At 72.8% G+C, this 22,155-nt stretch carries 23 protein-coding genes and 1 riboswitch; of the genes, 10 read left to right on the top strand and 13 right to left on the bottom strand.

Annotated features, from left to right (window positions below):
• The first annotated feature begins 315 nt into the window (after window positions 1-315).
• On the top strand, window positions 316-804 hold the full coding sequence (locus tag ACFWEP_RS04280; RefSeq protein WP_387365302.1) for a GNAT family N-acetyltransferase: 489 nt from the start codon (window positions 316-318) through the stop codon (window positions 802-804).
• A 24-nt stretch (window positions 805-828) separates the two neighbouring features.
• Here the strand turns inward: ACFWEP_RS04280 and ACFWEP_RS04275 are convergent, their stop codons facing one another.
• A complete protein-coding gene (locus ACFWEP_RS04275) occupies window positions 829-1,491 on the bottom strand; it encodes a dihydrofolate reductase family protein (protein ID WP_387365299.1) in 663 nt (220 codons plus the stop codon).
• Between the two features lie 164 nt (window positions 1,492-1,655).
• On the opposite strand from ACFWEP_RS04275, the gene ACFWEP_RS04270 reads away from it, so the two are divergent.
• Window positions 1,656-2,270, top strand: coding sequence for a class I SAM-dependent methyltransferase (locus ACFWEP_RS04270; protein ID WP_387365296.1), 615 nt, complete (start codon window positions 1,656-1,658; stop codon window positions 2,268-2,270).
• Window positions 2,271-2,337: 67 nt separating this feature from the next.
• Window positions 2,338-3,057: a pentapeptide repeat-containing protein gene (locus ACFWEP_RS04265; RefSeq protein ID WP_387365293.1), complete on the top strand. Its 720-nt coding sequence runs from the start codon at window positions 2,338-2,340 to the stop codon at window positions 3,055-3,057.
• 11 nt (window positions 3,058-3,068) lie between these two features.
• On the opposite strand, the gene ACFWEP_RS04260 is transcribed toward ACFWEP_RS04265, so the two are convergent.
• The 3 genes from ACFWEP_RS04260 to ACFWEP_RS04250 form a co-directional block, all read right to left on the bottom strand.
• The gene (locus tag ACFWEP_RS04260; RefSeq protein ID WP_387365290.1) at window positions 3,069-3,566 is read right to left on the bottom strand and encodes a hypothetical protein; all 498 of its coding nucleotides are present in this window, start codon (window positions 3,564-3,566) and stop codon (window positions 3,069-3,071) included.
• 194 nt (window positions 3,567-3,760) lie between these two features.
• Window positions 3,761-4,423, bottom strand: coding sequence for a response regulator (locus ACFWEP_RS04255; RefSeq protein ID WP_387365287.1), 663 nt, complete (start codon window positions 4,421-4,423; stop codon window positions 3,761-3,763).
• Window positions 4,420-5,796 carry a sensor histidine kinase gene (locus tag ACFWEP_RS04250; RefSeq protein ID WP_387365284.1) on the bottom strand — a complete coding sequence of 459 codons (1,377 nt, stop codon included), beginning with the start codon at window positions 5,794-5,796 and terminating at the stop codon, window positions 4,420-4,422. The genes ACFWEP_RS04255 and ACFWEP_RS04250 overlap by 4 nt, the downstream gene beginning before the upstream one ends.
• Before the next feature lie 347 nt (window positions 5,797-6,143).
• Between ACFWEP_RS04250 and ACFWEP_RS04245 the strand changes: the two genes are divergently transcribed.
• Together ACFWEP_RS04245 and ACFWEP_RS04240 are read left to right on the top strand one after the other, a co-directional pair.
• Complete coding sequence (locus ACFWEP_RS04245) at window positions 6,144-6,740, top strand: heme-binding protein (RefSeq protein ID WP_387365281.1); 597 nt, start codon at window positions 6,144-6,146, stop codon at window positions 6,738-6,740.
• A gap of 199 nt (window positions 6,741-6,939) precedes the next feature.
• Entirely contained in the window at window positions 6,940-8,340 is a 1,401-nt protein-coding gene (locus ACFWEP_RS04240; protein ID WP_387365309.1) for a M1 family metallopeptidase, read from the top strand.
• A 139-nt stretch (window positions 8,341-8,479) separates the two neighbouring features.
• Here the strand turns inward: ACFWEP_RS04240 and ACFWEP_RS04235 are convergent, their stop codons facing one another.
• Window positions 8,480-9,055 (bottom strand): TerD family protein, encoded by a 576-nt coding sequence (locus ACFWEP_RS04235; protein WP_328720996.1) that lies wholly within the window; start codon window positions 9,053-9,055, stop codon window positions 8,480-8,482.
• Window positions 9,056-9,313: 258 nt separating this feature from the next.
• On the opposite strand from ACFWEP_RS04235, the gene arfB reads away from it, so the two are divergent.
• Window positions 9,314-9,739, top strand: coding sequence for an alternative ribosome rescue aminoacyl-tRNA hydrolase ArfB (gene arfB, locus ACFWEP_RS04230; RefSeq protein WP_387365277.1), 426 nt, complete (start codon window positions 9,314-9,316; stop codon window positions 9,737-9,739).
• 46 nt (window positions 9,740-9,785) lie between these two features.
• Here arfB and ACFWEP_RS04225 read toward each other — a convergent pair whose 3' ends face one another.
• Complete coding sequence (locus tag ACFWEP_RS04225; RefSeq protein ID WP_387365274.1) at window positions 9,786-10,295, bottom strand: flavin reductase family protein; 510 nt, start codon at window positions 10,293-10,295, stop codon at window positions 9,786-9,788.
• Between the two features lie 490 nt (window positions 10,296-10,785).
• Between ACFWEP_RS04225 and cdgB the strand changes: the two genes are divergently transcribed.
• Together cdgB and ACFWEP_RS04215 are read left to right on the top strand one after the other, a co-directional pair.
• A complete protein-coding gene (cdgB, locus tag ACFWEP_RS04220) occupies window positions 10,786-12,441 on the top strand; it encodes a diguanylate cyclase CdgB (RefSeq protein WP_387365271.1) in 1,656 nt (551 codons plus the stop codon).
• Between the two features lie 144 nt (window positions 12,442-12,585).
• On the top strand, window positions 12,586-13,617 hold the full coding sequence (locus ACFWEP_RS04215) for a carbohydrate-binding protein (RefSeq protein WP_387365268.1): 1,032 nt from the start codon (window positions 12,586-12,588) through the stop codon (window positions 13,615-13,617).
• 55 nt (window positions 13,618-13,672) lie between these two features.
• Here the strand turns inward: ACFWEP_RS04215 and ACFWEP_RS04210 are convergent, their stop codons facing one another.
• From ACFWEP_RS04210 to ACFWEP_RS04195, 4 genes are all read right to left on the bottom strand, one after another.
• Entirely contained in the window at window positions 13,673-14,599 is a 927-nt protein-coding gene (locus tag ACFWEP_RS04210; RefSeq protein WP_387365265.1) for a 1-phosphofructokinase family hexose kinase, read from the bottom strand.
• 234 nt (window positions 14,600-14,833) lie between these two features.
• The gene (locus tag ACFWEP_RS04205) at window positions 14,834-15,322 is read right to left on the bottom strand and encodes a GNAT family N-acetyltransferase (protein ID WP_387365262.1); all 489 of its coding nucleotides are present in this window, start codon (window positions 15,320-15,322) and stop codon (window positions 14,834-14,836) included.
• 96 nt (window positions 15,323-15,418) lie between these two features.
• Complete coding sequence (nagA, locus tag ACFWEP_RS04200; RefSeq protein ID WP_387365259.1) at window positions 15,419-16,573, bottom strand: N-acetylglucosamine-6-phosphate deacetylase; 1,155 nt, start codon at window positions 16,571-16,573, stop codon at window positions 15,419-15,421.
• Entirely contained in the window at window positions 16,573-17,505 is a 933-nt protein-coding gene (locus ACFWEP_RS04195; protein WP_387365256.1) for an ROK family protein, read from the bottom strand. Before ACFWEP_RS04195 ends, nagA begins: the two co-directional genes overlap by 1 nt.
• Before the next feature lie 133 nt (window positions 17,506-17,638).
• On the opposite strand from ACFWEP_RS04195, the gene ACFWEP_RS04190 reads away from it, so the two are divergent.
• Complete coding sequence (locus ACFWEP_RS04190) at window positions 17,639-17,995, top strand: DUF3263 domain-containing protein (RefSeq protein ID WP_387365253.1); 357 nt, start codon at window positions 17,639-17,641, stop codon at window positions 17,993-17,995.
• A gap of 21 nt (window positions 17,996-18,016) precedes the next feature.
• Here the strand turns inward: ACFWEP_RS04190 and ACFWEP_RS04185 are convergent, their stop codons facing one another.
• Complete coding sequence (locus tag ACFWEP_RS04185; RefSeq protein WP_387365250.1) at window positions 18,017-18,472, bottom strand: MarR family winged helix-turn-helix transcriptional regulator; 456 nt, start codon at window positions 18,470-18,472, stop codon at window positions 18,017-18,019.
• 125 nt (window positions 18,473-18,597) lie between these two features.
• Between ACFWEP_RS04185 and otsB the strand changes: the two genes are divergently transcribed.
• Entirely contained in the window at window positions 18,598-19,449 is an 852-nt protein-coding gene (gene otsB, locus ACFWEP_RS04180) for a trehalose-phosphatase (protein ID WP_387365247.1), read from the top strand.
• Between the two features lie 16 nt (window positions 19,450-19,465).
• Here the strand turns inward: otsB and ACFWEP_RS04175 are convergent, their stop codons facing one another.
• Both ACFWEP_RS04175 and ACFWEP_RS04170 read right to left on the bottom strand, forming a co-directional pair.
• Entirely contained in the window at window positions 19,466-20,851 is a 1,386-nt protein-coding gene (locus ACFWEP_RS04175) for a trehalose-6-phosphate synthase (RefSeq protein WP_387365244.1), read from the bottom strand.
• Window positions 20,852-20,899: 48 nt separating this feature from the next.
• The gene (locus ACFWEP_RS04170) at window positions 20,900-21,868 is read right to left on the bottom strand and encodes a glucosyl-3-phosphoglycerate synthase (RefSeq protein WP_387365241.1); all 969 of its coding nucleotides are present in this window, start codon (window positions 21,866-21,868) and stop codon (window positions 20,900-20,902) included.
• A gap of 154 nt (window positions 21,869-22,022) precedes the next feature.
• A riboswitch (SAM riboswitch) is annotated at window positions 22,023-22,150 on the top strand.
• The last annotated feature ends 5 nt before the right edge of the window (window positions 22,151-22,155 follow it).

The following is a 22,155-nucleotide window of genomic DNA, read 5'->3' as shown; positions in this document are numbered from 1 at the left end:
CCGCTCTCCGGACGCGCGGGCCCTTGGGACGGGGGTGTCCGTCGCCGGTGTCCGTGGGGGAGACCAGGCGACCAGGAGTCCAGGAGACCGGGAGCCCGCAGGTCGGGAAGAGTGTCCCTGGGTCTGCGGGGATGATCCCGTCACCGAGTACCGCCTCCCCGAAGACCCGGAGTGCTCCCCGCGCGTGCGGGGATGGTCCCAGGGTGACGGTGCCGGGCAGCATCACCGCCTGGTGCTCCCCGCGTGTGCGGGGATGGTTGCACCTCTCCGCCGACCCGGCGGCCGCCCGTCTCCCGCCGCGTCTACGCTGCCCCCATGATTCGCACCGCCACCGCAACAGACGTCCCCGCCATCCACGCCATGATCCGCGAGCTGGCCGACTACGAGAAGGCGCTCGACGAGGCGCAGGCCACCGAGGAGCAGTTGCACGAGGCTCTCTTCGGCGAGCGGCCCGCCGCCTACGCCCACATCGCCGTCTCGGACGAGGACGGCGACACGGTCGGCTTCGCGCTCTGGTTCCTCAACTTCTCGACCTGGCGCGGGGTTCACGGCATCTACCTCGAAGACCTCTACGTACGCCCCGAGCGCCGAGGCGGCGGCCACGGCAAGGCCCTGCTGACCGAACTCGCCCGGACGTGCGTGGACCGGGGTTACGGCCGCCTGGAGTGGTCGGTGCTCGACTGGAACACCCCGTCCATCGGCTTCTACGAGTCCCTGGGCGCCCGCCCGCAGGACGAGTGGACCGTGTACCGGCTGACGGACGAGGCGCTGGCCAAGCTGGGTTCGCCGGAGGCGATCGGCTGAAGCGTGTTGCGAAGGTCCCGCCCGTCAGGCCCGCCCCTGCCCCTGCTTCCGCCAGAACAGGTGGTGGGTCACCCCGCTCGGGCTGGGGACCACGTCCAGGTGGAAGCGGTCGCGGAGCTCGTCGGGGGAGTCCCAGAGCCGGATCCCGGAGCCGTACTTCACCGGGGCGACCGCCACGTGCAGGGTGTCCACGAGGTCGGCGTCGAGGAACTCGCGGATGGTGGTGGCCCCGCCGCCGAGGCGTACGTCCTTGCCCTGGGCGGCTTCGCGGGCCTGGGCGAGAGCCGTGGCCGGGTCGGCGTCGACGAAGTGGAACGTGGTGTCGGAGAGCTCGATCGAGGGGCGCACGTGGTGGGTGAGGACGAACACCGGCGTGTGGAACGGGGGTTCGTCGCCCCACCAGCCCTGCCACTCATGGTCCGTCCAGGGGCCGCGCTGCGGGCCGAACTTGTGGCGGCCCATGATCTCGGCGCCGATGTTGTGGGAGAAGTCGCGTGTGAAGTAGTCGTCCAAGCCCCGGCTGCCCTTGCCGTCGGTGCGATTCGGCCAGCCCGCGGTGGCTCCGGCCCAGGCCATGAGGCGTTGCGGGTCCACGTGGCCGAAGGGCCGCTCCAGGGTCTGTTCCTCGCCGGCGGCGATACCGTCGCTCGACACGGTGAAGTTCTGCACGCGCAGAAGCTGGGTCATCTGTTCCTCCTCGAACGGGGGCTCACAGTAGGGGGACTCGACCGGCCGGTCGAACTCATCGGTCCATTCGGCCCACGCGGGTCGGCCGGGTCGGCCGGTTCGTTCGGGCCGGCAGCACCCGGCTACCGCCAAACCGGAGAAGGCAAGGGATGGGGAGCAGGCCCGTGACAGGGACCAACAGCACGTCGAGCACCGCAGGTTACGCCGAGGCGGCCGAGGCGCTGGTGGAACAGTACGAGAGCGTCACCTTCGCCGACGTGCACCGTGAAGTGCTGGAGCTCTTTCCCGAACGGCCCGGCGCGGTGCTCGACATCGGGGCGGGGAGCGGGCGTGACGCCGCCGCGCTGGCGGCGCTGGGGCATGCGGTGGTCGCCGTGGAGCCGACGGCCGGACTGCGGGAGCGGGGGCGGGTGATCCATGCGGCGCGGCCCGTCGAGTGGCTGGACGACGAGCTGCCGGAGTTGCGGGCGGTACGGACGCTGGGGCGGCGGTTCGACCTGGTGCTGCTGACCGCCGTTTGGATGCATCTGGACGCGGGGGAGCGGGCAGCGGGGATGGAGGCGCTGGGCCGGGTGGCGGCACCGGGCGGCCTGGTGGTCCTGACTCTGCGGCACGGGCCCGTTCCGGCCGGGCGGCGGATGTTCGACGTGTCCGTGGACGAAACCGTCGAGCTCGGCAGGGAGCAGGGGCTGAGCGCCGTCCACGTCAGCGGGCGCGCGGACCTGCACGGTCGCTCCGGCGTGCGCTGGTCCACGGTGGGTCTGCGCCGCGCGGGCTGACGGGGGCAGGAGAAGAGGGAACGCACCGGGCCGCCGGGCTGTCGGTCCCGTAGGCCACGATGGGCCCATGGCAGCGAGCGCGGGCAGGAACAGCAGCAGGGGCACCACCGGGAAGAGCACCGCCGGCAGGCGCAAGGAGATCACGGCGGCGCGGCGGCCGGAGGTACGGCTGCCGCCGCTCGTCCCGTACGAGGACGCCGGGCTGGAGGCGGACGGCGACTACGACGGCCTGCGGTTCTCCTCCGTGGACCTCGCCGACCAGTCGGGGCGCGGCGCCCGGTTCATGGACTGTGCGCTGGACGGCTGCGCCCTGGACCGTACGGAGCTGGTGCGCGCCCGGTTCCTCGACTCGGTGCTGACCGGCGTACGGGGTGTGGCCACCGAGCTGGCCGAGGCGTCCCTGCGCGACGTGGAGATCGTGGACGCGCGCCTCGGCGGGGTGCAGATGCACGGGGCGGTGCTGGAGCGGGTGCTGGTGCGCGGCGGGAAGATCGACTATCTGAACCTGCGCGGGGCCAAGCTCACCGACGTCGTCTTCGAGGGGTGTGTGCTCTTTGAACCGGACTTCGCGGACGCCCGCCTCGTGCGGGTGGAGTTCCGCGACTGTGTGCTGCGGCGGGCCGACTTCAGCAACGCCACCATGGACTCGGTGGATCTGCGGACCGCAGCCGAACTGGACATCGCGCGGGGTGTGGAACGGCTGGCGGGAGCGGTCATCAGCCCGGTGCAGCTGATGGAGCTGGCCCCGGCGTTCGCGGCGCAGATCGGGGTCCGGGTGGAGCCGTGAGCCCCTGATCCTCAGACGCGCGGGAAGCGCGCCTGGAGGTCCCAGATCACCGGGTTGTCGGCGAGGCCGTCGTGCATGTCGGAGAGGTCGGCGATCAGGTCCTGGAGGAAGTCGCGGGCCTCGCGGCGCAGCAGGGAGTGGCCGAAGGTGAGCGGGGGCTCGTCGGCGTGCATCCAGTCGGCCTCGACGTCCACCCAGCCGAACCGGCGCGCGAAGAGCATGCGGTCGCTGGACTCGGTGAAGTCCAGCTCGGCGAACTGCTCCTTGTGCGAGCGGTTGCCGCGCGGGTCCTTGTCGAGCTGCTCGACGATGTCGCAGAGCGCCCACGCGAAGTCGAGCACCGGCACCCATCCCCAGGCTGTGGATACTTCGCGGTCCGCCTTGGTGTCCGCGAGGTACACGTCCCCGGAGAACAGGTCGTGCCGCAGCGCGTGGACGTCCGCGCGGCGGTAGTCGGTCTGCGGGGGGTCGGGGAAGCGACGCGAGAGGGAGTAGCCGATGTCGAGCACGGTTCGATGGTGTCATGCCGGGAGCGGGCGGCGGGACGGCCGGGGGGCCGGGCCGAAGTGACCTGCGGCACCGGCCGCCCGGACCCGCCGGCCGCCCTCCGGGGCGGTCGGCTTCGGGCAGCTCGGCTCAGGACAGCGGGGTCGGGACAGCGGGCTCAGGACAGCGGGGCAGCGGGGTCAGGGAAGCATCGGGGTCAGGGAAGCAGGCGTTGCTCGTTGGCTTTGGCGACCGCTCCGGCGCGGGTCTCGACGCCCAGCTTGTCGTAGATGCGCCCCAGGTGGGTCTTGACCGTCGCCTCGCTGATGAAGAGCGTGCGGGCGATGTCCCGGTTGCCGAGCCCCCGGGCGAGCTGCCCGAGGATGTCCCGCTCGCGTTCGGTGAGCGCGGGCGGCGGGGTACGCAGCCGGGCCATCACCCGGTCCGCGACGGGAGGCGACAGTGTGGTGCGGCCCTGCGCGGCGGACCGGATCGCGGCGAACAGTTCCTCGGGGCGCTCCGCCTTCAGCAGGTAGCCGGTGGCGCCCGCGCCGATCGCCCGGGTGATGTCGGCGTCGGTGTCGTAGGTCGTCAGGACGAGCACGTGGGGACCCGTGCCGCTGCCGTCCGTGCCGCCGCTCCCTCCGGCCCCGGCGGTGATCCGGCGGGTGGCCTCGACGCCGTCCATGCCGGGGCCGAGCTGGAGGTCCATGAGGACGACGTCCGGGGCCAGCCGGGCGGCCAGGACCACGGCCTCCTCGCCGCTGCCGGCCTCGGCCACGACGTCGAGGTCCGGCTCGCTGCCGAGGAGGGCGAGCAGCCCGGCGCGGACGACGGCGTGATCGTCGCAGACCAGGACGCGTACGGTACGGCGGTTCATACGGGCTCCTCGGGGGTGGTGGGTCCCTCCGGTCGCAGGGGCTCCCCCGGGCCGGAGGACTCCCCCGGGCCGGCGGACTCCGCCGGGGCGGTGATCGGGGCGCTGGTGGTCCGGGTGGCGGCGACCGGCGGGGCGCTCTGGTGCGCGGCGGCGTTCGCCGGGTCCGGCAGCGGGATCTCCGCCGAGAGCACGGTGCCCTCGCCGGGTGCCGATTCGACGGTGAGCCGTCCGCCGAGCTGCCGTACCCGGGCGCGCATCGCGGGCAGCCCGTAGCCCCGGCCGGCCGGAGTGCCGCGCTGCTCACCGCCGCCCGCCGGTGCGTCCGCGGCGAACCCGCTGCCGTCGTCCGCGACGTCGAGGACCACCCGGTCGTCCAGGTGGGTCAGGGTGAGCGCGGCGGTGGTGGCGTCGGCGTGTTCGGCGACGTTGGCGAGCGCGCCCTGGGCGATGCGCAGCAGCGCCGACTGCACCCGGTCCGGCAGCGGGTGCCGGGCGGTGCCCTCCACGTGGCAGCGCACGGCGGGCCCGCCCGTCGCGGTGGCCCGCGCGGCGAGCGCGTGCAGCGCCGCCTCCAGACCCTCGCCCTCCGCGAGGTCGGCCGGCGCCAGGTCGTGGACGAAGCGCCGGGCCTCGGCGAGGTTCCGGGCGGCGATGCCCGCCGCCGTGCGGACGTGGGCGCGGGCGGTGGCCGGCTCGGTGTCCCAGGTGCGCGTCGCGGCCTGGAGAAGCATCTGCTGGCTGGAAAGGCCCTGCGCGAGGGTGTCGTGGATCTCCATGGAGAGCCGCTGGCGTTCGGCGAGGGTGCCCTCGCGGCGCTCCGTCGCGGCCAGCTCGCGCCGCGTGCGGACCAGGTCCTCGATGAGTTCGCTCTGGCGCAGAGCGAGTTCCTGCTGGCGGTCGGACTGGCGGCGGACGTGGACGAGGACGGCGGTCGCCACGGCCGCGACGGCGGGCGGCGCCAGTACGAGGTTCGGGTCGAAGCCGGTGGCGAGCCGCAGCTGCGCGGCCACCACGAACGCCGTGAGCAGGGTGACCAGGACGAGCGCGGCGCGGGGCGGGAGGAGCCGCAGCCCGGTGGAGAAGAGCGGTACGGCGCACCACGCGAAGCTCGGCGCGAGGACGACCAGCACCATCCAGACGGCGACGAGCCCCGCGAGCCAGGCGAACCGGCGGGGGGTGGGCCGCGAGCCGAGCACCGGGCCGAGGGCGTAGACGACGGCGAGGGTGACGGACAGTCCGACGACCCACGGGGTGCGGGCCTCGCCCGGGTGGCGCATCAGGAACCGCGTGAGCGAGGCGCCCAGCAGCAGGAAGAACGCGGCGTGCAGCAGGAGGGCCAGCCACCGGGCGTCCGGATCGGGCGTGCGCGTCACGGACGACCCTGCTCCGGCCGGCGCACCGCCAGCGGGCCCGTCCCGCCCCGGACCGGTTCTCCGCCGCACCTCGTACCCGCCTCACGCTCGTTCTCGTCGGTGCTCCCGGCGGCGCGGCGGGCTCCGCCGCATGGACCGTGAGCTGGGCGGATGCGCCCATGCCTCCTCCATGGTGACCCGGCGGGGCCACCTTGGCATCAACCGATCGGCCGACGGAAGAGTCCGCCGGACCGCACCGGAGGCCGAGCCGGTACGACGACGGTACGGGCCGTGTTCCGGCCGGAGCATCGATACCGGAGCGCCTCCGCCGACCGGCCGGGCGCCGTACCGAACCCGGAGGAACCGCCATGAACGTCACGTCCCCCGCCCCCTCGTCCCCCGCCTCCACCGGCCGCAGGTTCTCGCTGCGGGCCCGGGTCCTGACCGGTGCGGTGGCCGTCGCCGCCCTGGGCGCGGGCACGTTCGGCGCGGTCTCCGCCAGCGCCTCGGCCCCCTCCTCCGCTTCCGTCGCAGTCTCCGCCGACACCGCGAACCGGAACCTCCAGCAGACGACCCACCTCACCGTCGGCGCCGCGACGAAGGCCGCGCAGGCCGTGCTCGACGCCGCGCAGAAGGAGAACCAGCGGGTCTCGGTCGCCGTCGTGGACCGGGACGGCAACACGATCGTCAGCCTGCGCGGTGACGGTGCCGGGCCGCAGTCCCCCGAGTCCGCCGAGAAGAAGGCGTACACCGCGGTCTCCTGGAACGCCCCCACCTCCGAGCTGGTCAAGCGTCTGGACCAGGCCCCCACGCTGAAGGACATCCCCGGCACCCTCTTCCTCGCGGGCGGTGCCCCGGTCCAGGTCAAGGGCGCTCCCGTCGCGGCGGTCGGCGTCGCCGGAGCCCCGAGCGGCGACCTCGACGAGAAGTTCGCCCGCGCGGGGGTCGCCGCCCTCAGCCGCTGACCCCGGCTCCCGCACCCGGCGCCCCGCCCCGCGTCCGCGCGGGGGCGGGGCGCAGTGCGTGCCCGGTACATAGGATCGCGCCGTGAATCCCCGTATCCCCCCACGTCGCAGTGGCGGTGTGCTCCGGGGCGGTCCCCCCGGCCGGAGTGGTGCCGCACCGCGGCGTGTCCGCGCGCGTCGGCGCCGGGTCGCCGCTCTCCTGCTCGCCTGCACCGTTCTCGGCTGCACCGCCTCGGCCTGTACGGGCGCGGGGGCCGGGGTGGCCGGGACGCCGGGGGCGGCAGGGGTGCGCGATCCGTATTTCCCGAAGCTCGGGAACGGCGGCTACGACGTCACCCACTACGACCTCAGGCTCGCCGTCGACCGGAGCGCCGCCCACCTGACGGGTACGGCGACGATCACCGCCCGCGCCACCCAGGACCTGAGCGCCTTCCACCTCGACCTGGTCGGGCTCGACGTCACGGGGGCGACCGTGGAGGGGCGGCCCGCCGCCGTGAACCGGGCGGGCGGCGAGCTGGTCCTGCACCCCGACGCGGAGGTGGCCGGCCACCTGAGGAAGGGCCGTACCTTCGAGACGGTCGTCCGGTACTCCGGCGCGCCCCGCACGCTGACGGACGCGGACGGGACCCACGAGGGCTGGCTGCGGACGGCGGACGGGGCCGTCGCCCTCGGCGAGCCGGCGGGCGGGCCGGCCTGGTTCCCCGGCAACCACCACCCGAGCGACAAGGCCACGTACACCGTCGCGGTCACCGTCCCCGAGGGCCTGACGGCCGTCTCCAACGGCGAGCTCGTCTCCCGCCGCGCGAGCGGTGGCGCCGGGACCGCCACGTACACCTGGCGCACCGGCGAGCCCATGGCGAGCTACCTGGCGACGGTCGCGATCGGTCGTTTCCGTACGGAGGAGACCCGCACCGGTGACGGCGTCACCGTGTTCACCGCCGTGGACCCCGAGGTGGCGGCGGAGGCAGGTCCCGAACTCGCGCGGATTCCGCGGATCCTGGCGTGGGAGGCGGAGAGGTTCGGGCCGTACCCGTTCCGTTCGGCGGGCGCGATCGTGGACCGGCCCGAGGACTCCGAGTACGCGCTGGAGACGCAGAACCGCCCGTACTACCCCGGCCCGCCGACCACCGGCCTGCTCGTCCACGAGCTGGCGCACCAGTGGTTCGGCGACTCGGTCACCCCGGCCACCTGGCGGGACATGTGGCTGAACGAGGGGTTCGCCACGTACGCGGAGTGGCTCTGGAGCGAGGACCACGAGGACACCCCGGTACGGGAGAGCTTCGAGGGGGCCTTCGCCGACGACGCGAACTGGGCCTTCCCGCCGGCCGAGCCGCCGACCGCCGCCGACGTCTCGCAGCCGCCGGTGTACGGGCGCGGCGCCATGGTCGTGCACCGGCTTCGGCTCGCGGTGGACGACGACGAGACGTTCTTCGCGCTCCTCAAGGGCTGGACCGGGGCCCACCGGCACGGCAACGCGTCGACGGCCGACTTCACGGCCTACGCGGAGAAGGCGACGGGCCTGGACCTGTCCCGGCTCTGGTCGGTCTGGCTGTACGGCGACGAGCGCCCGGCCGACGCGACGGCTCCGGATCTGCCCTGAGCCCTGTCGGAACGTTCCGGCCGTGCGGGCGGTGATAGGACGCGGCCCGGCGCCGACCGAGCCGCTCAGGGCCCCCGCCGCGTGCGCGGGAGAGGCCCTGAGCGTGGTGTGCCGACCGCGCGGGTGGGTGCGGGGCGCGTCAGAGGTTGACGCCGAAGTCCTGCGCGATGCCGCGCAGACCCGAGGCGTAGCCCTGGCCGACCGCGCGGAACTTCCACTCGGCGCCGTTGCGGTAGAGCTCGCCGAAGACCATGGCGGTCTCGGTGGCGGCGTCCTCGCTGAGGTCGTAGCGGGCGATCTCGGTGCCACCGGCCTGGTTGATGATGCGGATGAAGGCGTTCCGCACCTGGCCGAAGTTCTGGCTGCGGTTCTCGGCGTCGTAGATGGAGACCGGGAAGACGATCTTGTCCACGTCGGCCGGCAGGCCCGCCAGGTTGACGTTGATCTGCTCGTCGTCGCCCTCGCCCTGGCCCGTGACGTTGTCACCGGTGTGGACGATGGTCTGGTCCGGCGTCGACTTGTTGTTGAAGAAGACGAAGTGGCCGTCGGAGACGACCTTGCCCGTCGGGTTCACCGCGATCGCCGAGGCGTCGAGGTCGAAGTCGGTACCGGTGGTGGTGCGGACGTCCCAGCCGAGGCCGACCGTGACGGCGGTCAGGCCCGGTGCCTCCTTGGTGAGCGAGACGTTGCCGCCCTTGGACAGGCTTACTGCCATGGGAAGTCCCTTTCCTCGTCATGTGCGGGCTTCGTGCCATCACGAAAGCTACCGTCACCCGTCATAACGCGGTGGGGAGGCCACGAGGTTCCAGGTCCCTTTACTTTCTTTGCCGAACTTTCGTCCCGGTACGTCCCCGCCGCCCCGCGAGGGAGTTCCGAGGGGCGGCGGGGACACCGGGCGGCGGGGGCACCGGGGGAAGGCGGCGCCGTCAAAAGAAGGTGACGGACCGCCCGGGCGCCGGGGACACTGGGTGTCATGTCCGGGCCCTATGTCATCCGCGGTGCGGTCTCCCTGCCGGAGGCCGAGCTCATGTGGCGTTTCTCGCGGTCCTCCGGGCCCGGGGGACAGCACGTCAATACCAGCGACACCCAGGTGGAGCTGCGCTTCGACCTGGCCGCCACCGAGGTGCTGCCCGAGGTCTGGAAGGAGCGCGCGCTGGAGCGGCTGGCCGGCCGGCTGATCGGCGGGGTCGTGTCCGTACGCGCCTCCGAGCACCGCTCCCAGTGGCGGAACCGCGAGACGGCCGCCGTGCGGCTCGCCGCGCTGCTGGCGGAGGCGACGGCGCCACCGCCCGCGCCCCGGCGGAAGCGCAAGATCCCGCGCGGGATCAACGAGCGCCGGCTGCGGGAGAAGAAGCAGCGCGGCGACACCAAGCGGGGCCGCTCCGGCCGCGACTGGTGACGCGATCGGGTTCCCTGGGGCCTTCGGGCTCCGCGCCCCGGGCCTCTCAGCCCAGCGTCCGGTAGTTCCCCTTGAAGTAGAGCAGCGGCTCGCCGTCCGCGGCCGTCGGCACCGTCGCCGTGAGCACCCGTCCGATCACGAGGGTGTGGTCGCCCGCCAGGATCCGCTGTTCGGTCCGGCACTCCAGGGTCGCCAGCGCCCCGCTCACCAGCGGCGCCCCGGAGACCTCGCCGCGCACGTGCGGGACGTCCGCGAAGAGCAGCCGGTCGCTGATCCGGCCCTTCATCGAGAACCGGGACGCGATCTGACGCTGTCCGGCCGTCAGGACGGAGACCGCCCAGAGCGGCTGTTCGGCCAGCAGGTCGTCCATGCGGGAGTCGTTGCGCAGGCTGACCAGCACCAGCGGCGGGTCCAGTGAGACCGACAGGAATGCCGTCGCGGTCATCCCGGCCTCTTCGCCGCGCTCGCCCTCGTCGGCGGCCGGCTCCTCGGCGGTGACCAGCACCACGCCTGCGGCCAGCCGCGCGAGAGCGGCTCGGAACTCGTCGTTGCTCACCCCCTCAGCATGGGGGACGGCATCGGGGCGCGGGGGGAGGGTCTTCGTATGCGGCACACTCGCACGCTAGTCGGGGCCGATACGGGCCCGCATCGGGCCAGGGGACCAGCCAGGACCTAGGTCTCCGGGGCCGGGAAGGCGCGTGACGCGCCTGCCGCCGGGGCGCGTGCGCACTCCCGCCTTCGGGTGCGCACACTGCCGTCGGCGGGAAGCCGGTGAACTCCTGGATGGCGCACGCCGGTAGCGTGGACAGCCCCCGCGCACTGCCGACGTGTAGAAATGCGCCCGGAGTGCGCCGGATCGAATGGCCACATGAGGAACAAGCTGACGCGCCTTTACGTTCTGTTGTGACATGGCTCACAGAGAGCGATATTTAGTTGACCCTGTGTACCGGCTGCACAGCTCGCTGTGATTCAGTGGCGAGGACACTGCGATAAGTACGTCGATATGACATCTGGAGTTGCTGTCGAGGTCTCGGGGAGAGCGAGCAATGGAGGCCGAGTCGGAGCCCTACGTCCGTCTTGCGACCATGCGGCAGCTGCACCAGGCCGTCGCTGATCTCAATTCGGCGCGCAGCCTTGCCGACACGCTGCAGACCGTGGCGGACGGAATCGTCACCGGTCTCGGCTACGAGCTGGGCTGCGTCAATCTCGTCCAGCCGGACGGCGAGCTCGTCGTGGCCGCGTTCGCGGGCAACAACGCGGCCGAGGCGCTGATCACCGGCCGCACCGGTTCCCGCACCGCCTGGGAGCGCCGGCTGAACATGGGGGAGGCCTGGGAAGATCTGCGGTTCATATCGCACACCGAGGGCTGGGTCCTCCTCGACGACGACGTGCCGCAGTGGCACACCGAGGGCCCCGAGCCCCGCTTCGAGGACGAGTGGCATCCGCTGGACCGCCTGTACGCCCCCATGTACACGAGCACGGGTGGACGGGAACGCGGTGACCTCCGGGACCTGCTCGGCGTGCTCTCCGTGGACCGCCCGCGCAACGGCCGCCGACCCGGTGCCTGGGGCCGCGAAGCGCTCCAGATGTACGCCTCGCAGGCCGCGATAGCGATAGGCAACGCCCGGCTCCGCGCCAACATGCAGCGCGCGCTGGTCCGTCTCGAACGCGAGCAGCAGGCGCTGCGGGCCAGCGAGGAGTCCTTCCGCCAGGCCTTCGAGTACGCCCCCAGCGGCATGGCCATCGCGGAGGTGGGCGGTGAACAGCACGGGCGGCTGCTCCGTACCAACGACGCCCTCTGCCGGCTCCTCGGCCGCCCGGCCTCGGTGCTGCGCCGCCACTCCTTCGCCGATCTGGTCCACCCCGAGGACCTCGGCACCCTGCTCCGTACGTCCGCCGAGGGCGGGCGCGCCGAGCTGCGGCTCGGCCGGCGCGACAGTACGTACCTCTGGGTCTCGCTCCGCAACTCGGTGGTCGCGGACACCACGGACGGGCCGCGCTTCCTCCTCACGCACGTGGAGGACATAGAGGAGCGCAAGCGGCACGAGCTGAACCTCGCGCACCGCGCCTCGCACGACGCCCTCACCGGGCTGCCCAACAGCGCGGAGCTGCGGTCCCGGCTCAGCGAACGGCTCTGCGAGCGCCCGCACGCCACCGCGGCCACCGCGATCGAGGCGCTGGACGCGGCGTACGGGGACGTGGAGGCCCGGGGCCACGGGTACGACGTCGATCCGGGACCCGGCGGCATCCCCTACGACCACCATGTCCACACGGTGGCGCCGGACCCGGCGCGCGACGACGGGGCGAAGGGGCTCGCGGTCCTCTTCTGCGATCTCGACGGCTTCAAGTCCATCAACGACCGCTTCGGTCACACGACGGGTGACGCGGTACTGATCGAGGTGGCCCGCCGCCTCAGCACATGTGTGCGGGACGGGGACACCGTCGCCCGCCTCGGAGGTGACGAGTTCGTCGTGCTCGCGGACGGGCTCGGCGCGGCGGACGCCGCCGACCTCGCGGTGCGCCTGCGGAACGCGATCATCCCGCCCATCAGGGTGGACGGCAGAGCGGTCCGGGTCGGAGCGAGCTTCGGCATCGGCTGGGCCGAGTGCGGGATGAGCGTGGAAGAGGTCCTGGCCTCGGCGGACCAGCGGATGTACGTGGAGAAGCGGTCGCGGGCGAAGGTTCACCGCAGAGCCGGATGACGTTTACTGGATGGTTCGATGCCGGGCCCCGTCACCGGGGCGGGGCCGGGGAGCCGGGGCCGGGACACATTCGGCGGATGCTCCGTACGAGGTAGGCTCGCCCGGTCGGCGACGGCTGGCGACATGTGGAGGAGTGACCCAGGGATGACGGCCGGAAACAACGGCGAGAGCAAGCCCGAGGACGACGACCCGTTCGGCTATCTGTACGAGGACGGGCAGGCGGCGGGCGCCCAGCCCCCCGGCGGTGGCGGCTACGGCTACCCCGGACCGGCTGCTCAGCCGGGTGTTCCCCGGACCTCCTACAACCAGGTGCGGGCCGTCGGAGAGCGGCAGTACGGGCAGGTCCCGCCGCAGCAGGCCTACGGTCAGCCCCAGCAGCAGTACGGCCAGCCCCAGCAGCCCTACGGTCAGCAGCCGCAGCAGTACGGCCAGCAGTCCTACGGTCAGCCCGCAGCCCAGTACGCGGCTCCGGAGACCTACCCCGGCGGTGCCGTGACGACGTCCGGATCGGTCGGGCACGGTGGCGGCGGCACCGGGCGGGGCGGGAACGGCGGCCGTGGCGGACCCAACACCAAGGCCATCCTCGGTGGCGCCATCGCGGTCGTCGCGGTCGTGCTGATCGGTATCGCCGCCGCCCTGACCACGGGCGACGGCGACAAGGACGACAAGAAGAACGACGCCTCCGCCTCGGTGGCCCCCAGCGGCGACACCCAGAAGTCCGAGTCGCCCGAGCCCAGCGCCTCGGACGAGCCGGTCGAACTGCCGAAGCAGGACGCGGCGGCGCTCAGCCTCGGTGGCACTGCCTCCCTGGAGAACACGATTCCGGGTGCGAAGAGCGCCAGCGGGCGCTACATCAGCCTCAACGAGGTCGGCCGTTCGGCCACCTGGACGGTCAATGTGCCGGAGGCCGGGGCGTACACCCTGTACGTGACCTACGGCGTGCCCGGCAAGGACGCCAAGACGACCCTGACGGTCAACGCCGAGGCGCCCCGCTCCATCAACATGAAGAACTACGCGCAGGCGGCCGAGGGCGACGCGGCGAAGGGCTGGACGAACACGTACGCCTTCGTCAACCTCGCCAAGGGCTCCAACACCCTGAAGCTCTCGTGCGAGGTCGGCGACCTGTGCGACGCCAACCTGGACCAGCTCTCGCTGAAGGCCGGGCAGCAGCAGTGACCGCGCGGTGCGCAGGGCCGCTGGTCCGGAGCGCCGGACGAGTGGTCCGGGCTGCTCAGAGCACCGGTGCGAGAGGTTCCACGGTGACGCGGGGCAGCAGCTCCGTGTAGGCGTCCGCGTCGAACTCCCCGGCCGCCGGGGTCAGTACGGTCGCGGCGGACAGGGCGACCGCGCGGGCCAGCCGGTCCGGCCAGGCCAGTCCCTCGGCGAGCCCGGACAGCAGCCCGGCCACCGCCGAGTCACCCGCTCCCGTGGCGTTTCCGCGCACGACGGACGGTGGCGCGGCGCGCCAGGCACCGGCCTCGGTCGCGGCGACCAGGCCGTCCGCGCCGAGCGAGGCGATCACCGAGCGGGCACCGCGACGGCGGGCGTCGCGGGCGGCGCGCAGGGGTTCCCGGGAGCCGGTGAGGCGGGCGAGTTCGTCGGCGTTCGGCTTCGCGAGGTCGGGGCGGGCGGCCATCCCCCGGCGCAGTGGTTCCCCTCCGGTGTCCAGGAGCACGGGTGTCCCGGCGGCGCGGGCGCGGCGGACGAGTTCGGCGTAGGCGCCGACGTGGATGCCCGGTGGCAGGCTGCCGCAGAGGGCCACGGCCGTCGCTTCGCCGAGGAGTTCGTCGTACGTCCGCAGCAGGGCGGCCCACTCGTCGGGGCCGACCGCCGGACCGGGTTCGTCGAGCCGGGTGATGCGGCCGGTGGAGCGTTCGACGACGGTCACGGTGCGGCGGGTTTCGCCCGCGACGGGTATGAGCGCGTCGCGTGGACCCAGCGGGGCGAGCAGTTCGCGCACCAGCGTGCCGGTACGGCCTCCGGCGAACCCCGTGACGACGGTGGGGTGTCCGAGCGCGGTGAGCACCCGGGCGACGTTGACGCCCTTGCCGCCGGGCCGCTCCAGGACCTCGCTCACCCGGTGGTGGCCGTGCGGTACGAGGTCCGGGACGGTGTAGGTCACGTCGAGTGCGGTGTTCAGCGTGACGGTCAGGATCACCTGGACTCGCCCTCCGCTCCTTCTGTCTCGTTCGCCGGGCCGCCTGTCGGTCCGGCGTGGTGGAATGCGGCGTTCCGGCGGTGGGACGCGCTGTGCCGGGCAAGCGGCGTTTCCGGGATCATGCCAAAGAGACGGCCATGGGCCCAGGGGGTGTCCGGAGGGCGGGTATCAGGCGTCCGGGGATTTTCCGGGGGCGGCGAGGGGCGTCCAGAGGTGTCCGGGGGCCGGGAGGCGTCAGAGCCGCAGGTGCATGATGTGCAGTCCGACGTACCCGTCCTCGGGGTGCAGGAAGCCCTCGGGCAGGGTGCCTATGACCTCGAATCCGAGTGATTCGTAAAGCTTCACGGCGCGGACGTTCGTCTCCACCACCGCGTTGAACTGCATGGCGCGGTAACCCTGTTCACGTGCCCAGTCCACGGTGTACGCGCACAGTGCCCGCCCCACGCCCTGCCCGGAGTGGGCCGGGTCGACCATGTAGCCGGCGCTCGCGACGTGGGAGCCGTTGCCCTGGTGGTTGCGGTTCATCTTGGCGGTGCCGAGGACGGTCCCCGCACCGTCCACGGCGACGACCGTGCGGTTCGGGTGCGGCAGCAACCACCAGTCGCTGCCCTGTTCTTCGTCGAGGTCGGTGGGGTAGGTGAAGGTCTCGCCGGCGGCGACGATCGTGTGGAAGAAGGGCCAGATGGCCGGCCAGTCCTCCGCGGTTGCTTCCCTGATCAGCATGGGAACAGCGTGTCCTGCGGAGACGGTGGTGACAACGCCGTTTCGCGGGTGGCGATGTACCGCCCTCTTCAGGGTGATTCAGAGGGACAACAGGTTTCAGGCGCCCTTCGGCTCGACGATCCACTCGCCCTTGCGCATGACGCCCTTGAGGGCGAACGCCTCGTCCAGTACCACCAGGTCGGCGTCCTTGCCGGTCTCCAGCGAGCCGATCCGGTCGTAGAGGCCGAGCAGCCGGGCGGGGTTGACGGAGATGGACCGGACGACGTCGTCGACCGGGATGCGGTCGACGGTGACGGCCCGCCGGAACGCGGTGTCCAGGGTGAGCGTGGACCCGGCGATCGAGCCGCCCTCCACCAGCCGGGCGACCCCGTCCTTGACCTCGACCGCGAGCGGGCCGAGCTGGTACGCGCCGTCGCCGAAGCCGGCCGCGTCCATGGCGTCGGTGATCAGCGCGACCCGGGCGGCGCCCGCGTGGTGGTAGGCCATCTCCAGGGCCGCCGGGTGCAGGTGCGTGCCGTCGTTGATCAGCTCGACGGTGATCCGCTCGTCCTCCAGCAGCGCCGCGATCGGGCCCGGGGCGCGGTGGCCGAGGGTGGGCATCGCGTTGAAGAGGTGGGTCGCGACGGTGGCGCCCGCGTCGATCGCCTCGACGGTCTGCTCGTAGGTGGCGTCGGTGTGGCCGATCGCCGCGATGACGCCCTGTTCGGCCAGGAGCCGCACGGAGTCGAGCCCGCCGGGCAGTTCGGTGGCGAGCGTCACCATCTTCGCGGTACCGCGTGCGGCCTTCAGCAGGGCCTGGACGGCGGCCGGGTCGGGGTCGCGCAGCAGCGCCTCGCTGTGCGCGCCCTTGCGGCAGGGCGAGATGAACGGTCCCTCGAAGTGGATGCCCGCGATGTCGCCCTGTTCGGTCAGCTCGGAGAGGACCCCGGCCCACCGGCCGAGGAAGTCCAGGTCGTCCGTGACGGTGGAGGCGACGACGGTGGTCGTGCCGTGCTCGCGGTGCGTCCGTACGCCCGTCAGTACCTGGTCCACCGAGCCCGCGGTGAAGGACGCGCCGCCGCCGCCGTGGTTGTGCATGTCCACGAACCCCGGAACGACCCAGTGGCCGGTCAGGTCGATGGTCCGGGCGTCCTCGCGGGCCCCGGCGGCGATCCGTGTGCCCTCGACGGCCAACCGGCCGTTCTCCTCGGTGCCGCCGGGCCGGACGACCCGGGCGCCGGTGAGAACCGTGCTGTCTGCGCGTCCGGCCATCAGACGGATACCTCCGTGGCGAGTAGATCCCAGGCGAGCAGCCCCGCGCCCAGGCATCCGGCGGTGTCCCCGAGGGTCGCCGGGACGATGTGGGGCAGTGTCTGGAACGTGACGCGTTCCTCGACGGCCGCACGCAGTGGTGTGAACAAGGTTTCCCCCGCCTCGGCGAGACCGCCACCGATGATGAGGGTGCGCGGGTCCAGCAGGGTGATGGCGGTGATCAGTCCGGCTGCCAGCGCGTCGACGGTGTCCGCCCAGACGCGCAGGGCGGCCGGATCGCCGGCGTCGACGGCCCGCGCGCAGTCCGCCGCGTCCTGGGAGGGGTCGCCGCATGCGGCGACCCAGGCACGGGTGACGGCGGCGGCGGAGGCGAGCGTCTCCAAACAGCCGCGCTGACCGCAGCCGCACTCCGGGCCGTCCGGCCGGACCACGACGTGCCCGATCTCCCCGGCGCTGCCGTGCGCGCCCGCCTCGACGACCCCGTCGATGCCGATCGCGCCGGCGATGCCGGTGCCGAGGGCGACGAAGAGGAAGCGGTCGGTGCCGCGTCCGGCCCCGCCGCGGCCTTCGGCCAGTCCTCCGGTGCGGACGTCGTGGCCGAGCGCCACGGGGATGGAGCCGAGCCGCTCGCCGAGCAGGTCACGCAGCGGCAGGTCGCGCCAGCCGAGGTTGGCGGCGTAGACCGCGATGCCCCGATCGGCGTCGACGATGCCCGGAACGGCCACCCCGGCGGCGACGGCGGCCTCGCCGAAGTGCTCCTCACCGTACGCGCGCAGGTCGGCGGCGAATTTGAGGATGGTCTCGACGACCGCGTCGGGACCACGCTCCCGTCCGGTGGCCCGTCGCTCCTCGTGCAGGAGGGTGCCGTCGGCTCCGACCAGCGCGGCCTTCATTCCCGTGCCGCCCACATCGAGGGCGATGACATGTCTCACGGGGGACAGTTTCGCCCGTCGATCTCAAAAGGTCTAGTCCACTATTCCACTTTGTATCGTGTGCATACAAAAATCGGCAGGCGGTGGGGCGCCCGGGTGGGCACTGTCCGGGGGGCGCGTTACGTTGGTCGGCATGACCGCCCCCGAGAACGGAAACGGAACCGAAGGCACGGAGGAGACCGGCGACGCGACCGCGAGCTCGGAGGAGACCGGCGACGACGCGAGCACCGACGCGCCCGTGGGCGCCGACGCGAGCGGGAGCGCCGAGGCCCTCTCCGCCCGGGACCGCGCGCTGCTCGCTCTGGAACGGCGGTCCTGGGCGAGCCCCGGCGCGAAGGAACGCGCCATCCGCGAGGAGCTGGGCCTCTCGCCGGTCCGGTACTACCAGCTGGTGAACGCCCTGATCGAGGACCGCCGAGCCCTGGAGGCCGACCCCGTGACGGTCAACCGCCTGCGCCGCGTACGCGAAGCCAAGCGGAGCCGGCGCTGAGCAAAGGCCCCCGGCCGCGTATCACGGCCGGGGCCAGGGGCGTCCCGACAGCCGCTCGATGTCGGTGTTGAACCGCTTGAGGTAGCCGGCGAAGGTCTCCACGTCCTCCGGGGACCACTTCTCCAGCACCAGCCCGAGCCCGCTCGCGTTCTTCTCGCGCTCCACGTCGAGCCGCTGCGCGCCCTCCTCCGTGATCCGGAACTTGCGGGCCATGCCCCCCGACGGGTCGGGGATGCGCTCCACCAGTCCGGCCTGCATCGCGGCGGCGGTCTGCCGGTTGAGGGTGGACGAGTCGAGTCCGAAGGCGTCGCTCAGCTCCTTGACGGACATCGGCCCCTGCACGCGGATGCGGCTGAGCAGGACGTACGCGCTCCGCTCCAGGACGTCGTCCTTGCGCCGTCCGTTGGCGGTGCGCAGGAAGATGTGGCGGCTGAGCAGCATCTGTTCGTACTCGACCTGCTCGATGGGGTCGTCCATGCGTCTTGCTCCTTGCTGCTGTCCCGCTCCCTCCCTCCCGAGGTTACGGGGCGTGCGCGGGGCACCGCCCCGGCGTGCGGGGTGCGGTCTCGGCAGGGCCGCCCCTGCCTCGCTAGTGTCGGAGCATGGGCACCCAACTGGATCACCTGCCGACTCCGTCCACCGAAGCGGGCCGCGAAGGGCTCGCCGCGCTCCTGGCCCGGCCGGACCGGGCGGTGGTGGCGCTCGACTTCGACGGCACCCTCGCCGAGATCGTGTCCGACCCCGAGCAGGCGCGGGCCCACGCCGACGTGCTGCCCGCGCTCGCCGCGCTCGCGCCGAAGATCGCTTCCGTCGTCGTGATCACCGGCCGCCCGGCCGCCGTCGCGGTCGCGCACGGCGGGTTCGCCGGGGTCCCCGGCCTGGAGAGCCTGGTGGTTCTCGGCCACTACGGCGCCGAGCGCTGGGACGCGGCCTCCGGCGAGGTGTCCGCGCCGACGCCGCATCCCGGCCTCGCTGCCGTCCGCGCGGAGCTGCCCGCGCTGCTCGACGGACCCGAGGTGCTGAGCGGCACCTGGGTGGAGGAGAAGGGGCAGGCCGTCGCCGTCCACACCCGCCGCGCCGCCGATCCGCAGGCCGCGTTCGAGCTGCTGCGGGAGCCGCTGGGCGGGCTCGCGGCGCGCCACGGGCTGATCGTCGAGCCGGGCCGCCAGGTCCTGGAGCTGCGCCCGCCCGGGGTCGACAAGGGCGTCGCGCTCACCGGGTACGCGGCCGAGGTGGGGGCGGGGTCGGTGCTCTACGCGGGCGACGACCTCGGTGATGTCGCGGCCTTCGCGGCGGTGGAGAAGCTGCGCTCCGGCGGTCCGGACCCGGTGCCGGGGCTGCTGGTGTGCAGCGGCGGCACCGAGGTGCCCGAGCTGGCCGACCGGGCCGACCTGATCGTGCCGGGCCCGGCGGACGTCGCGGCGCTGCTGGCGGCCGTGGCCGAAAACATCTGAGAGCGGGCGGTGGGCCTCACCCCTCCCGCAGCGCCTCCAGCTGCTGGAGGAACCACGCCTGCGGGGGCAGCGCGGTCGCGGCCTCCGCGAGCCGGGCCGAACGCTCGGCCCGCTCCCGCTCGTCCATGCTCAGCGCCTCGTGCAGGGCCTCGGCCGTCGCGCTGACGTCGTACGGGTTCACCACCAGTGCGTCGGCGCCCAGCTCCTCGTACGCCCCGGCCTCGCGGGAGAGCACCAGGGCGACCCCGTGGTCGGAGACGACCGGGACCTCCTTGGCGACCAGGTTCATGCCGTCCCGGATGGGGTTGACCAGCGCCACGTCGGCCAGCCGGTAGGCGGCGAGCGAGCGGGCGAAGTCGTCCTTCACGTGCAGGACGACCGGCGTCCAGGTGTCGGAGCCGTACGCCTTGTTGATCTCGTCGGCGAGTTCCTGGACCGCCGCCGTGTACTCCCGGTAGACCGCCAGGTCCTGGCGGGAGGGGTAGGCGAAGGCGACGTGCACGACGCGTTCGCGCCACTCGGGGTGGTTGTCGAGGAGGATGCGGTAGGCGTGCAGCCCGCGCACGATGTTCTTGGACAGCTCGGTCCGGTCGACCCGGACGATCGTCTTCCGGTCGCCGTCGCCGCCGATCTGCTCGCGCAGTGCGGCCATCCGCTCGTCCACGTCCGGCTCGTGCGAGCGGGCGAGCAGGAAGTCGCCGTCGGCGCCGAGTCCGTGCACGCCGATGCGGGTCCCGCTGGTGCCGCCGAGGATCTCGGTGCAGCAGCCGATGAACGCGTCGGCCCAGCGGCGGGTGAGGAACGCGGCCCGGTCGGCGCCGAGGATGCCGCGCAGCAGCTGTTCGCCGATGTCGTCGGGGAGCAGCCGGAAGTAGTCGACCGGCGCCCACGGGGTGTGCGAGAAGTGGCCGATGCGCAGGTCGGCGCGGAGTTCGCGGAGCATCCCGGGGACCAGCGCGAGGTGGTAGTCCTGCACCAGCACGGCGGCGCCCTCGCCCGCCTCCTCGGCCAGCGCCTCGGCGAAGGCCCGGTTGTACGTCTCGTACGCGGCCCACTGGCGCCGGAACTCGTCGTCGAAGACCGGCTCGACGGGGGTCTGGTAGAGCAGGTGGTGGACGAACCAGAGCACGGAGTTGGCGATGCCGTTGTAGGCGTCGGTGTGCACGTCGGCGTCGATGTCGAGCATCCGGACGCCCTCTTCGCCGACCCCGCGCCGGACCGCCTCACGGTCGCCCTCGCTCAGCGCGGCGCAGACCCACACCTTGTCGTCGACGGCGCTCAGCCCGGAGACGAGACCACCCCCGCCCCGGCGTGCGTCGAGGGAACCGTCCTCGTTCAGCGTGTACGACACGGGGCCGCGGTTGGACGCGACGAGGACCTGGGCGGCGTGCTCGGAGACCATGTAGCGGAACCTAGCCCGATACGTAACCCCCCAAACGTGTTCGGGCTCTCAAGCGGCGCGGCGGGTCGTGTACTCGGCGATCTCGCGGACCGGCGGCCGTTCCTCGGTGTCCACCGCGTAGGTGTGCGGCCGGAACCCGTCCTCGTCCCGCTCGAACTGGGTCAGCATCGGACGGACCAGGTGCCCCCGGGCGAGCCGGAGCTGAGCTGTCCGGTAGATCGCGGCGGCCATCCGTCCCAGCGCCTGCCCGTCCTGGTGGCGGTGGCGGCGGACGCCGACGTCCACCTGGGCCAGCGCGTCGAGACCCACCTCGTGCAGCGCGTCCACCAGGAGTCCCAACTCCACGCCGTACCCGACCGGGAACGGCAGCTGCTCCAGGAGCCGGCGCCGGACCGCGTACTCGCCGCCCAGCGGCTGGACGAAGCCGGCGAGTTTCGGCCAGTGCAGATTGAGCAGCGGGCGTGCGACCAGTTCGGTGACGCGGCCGCCCTGCGCAGGAGTACCGGCGGGGGCGTGCCCGTCCTCCAGCGGCCGGTCGTACATCGCCTTGACGAACTGGATGCCCGGGTCGGTGAGCAGCGGGCCGACGATGCCGGAGACGAAATCGGCGGAGAAGTCCTTGAGGTCGGCGTCCACGAAGCAGACGATCTCGCCGCTGGTCACGAAGAGCGACCGCCAGAGCACCTCGCCCTTGCCGGGTACGGCGGGCAGCCGGGGGAGGATCGCGTCGCGGTGCACCACCCGCGCTCCGGCCGCGCGGGCGACGGCGGAAGTGGCGTCGGTGGAGCCGGAGTCGATCACCACCAGCTCGTCCACCAGCGGGATCTTCTCCATCAGCTCGCGGCGGATGACGCGCACGATCTCGCCGACCGTCGCCTCCTCGTTCAGCGCGGGCAGTACGACGCTCACCGAGGTGCCCCGCGGGTCCCGGTCCCGGGCGGCCAGGAGACGGTCCAGGGGGCGGTCGGAGGCGGCCCAGGAACGGCGGGCCAGCCAGCTGTCGACCTCTTCCAGCACGGGCGGTACTCCCTGTTTGTGATCCATCTCGCGGTTCGGACGACTACCTCACCCGTCGGGTGCTTCGGTTACAGTCTTGAACAAAGCTCACCGCCTTCGCATGTCGGGGTCGGGGGGCGGACAAACGCCTGGATCGAACGGTCCAGTGCCATAGCGCTCATCCAGAGGGACTGAGGGAACGGCCCGTTGAAGTCCCGGCAACCCTCCCGCCGGCCGCGAGGCCACGGTGGGGAAGGTGCCAATTCCGTCTTGCGGCGAAACGCGTCGCAAGGAAGATGAGGAGAAAG

Origin of the sequence: Streptomyces sp. NPDC060198, assembly GCF_042728415.1 — a bacterium.
Taxonomy (GTDB): domain Bacteria; phylum Actinomycetota; class Actinomycetes; order Streptomycetales; family Streptomycetaceae; genus Streptomyces.
This window is presented reverse-complemented; position numbering and strand designations above follow the sequence as displayed.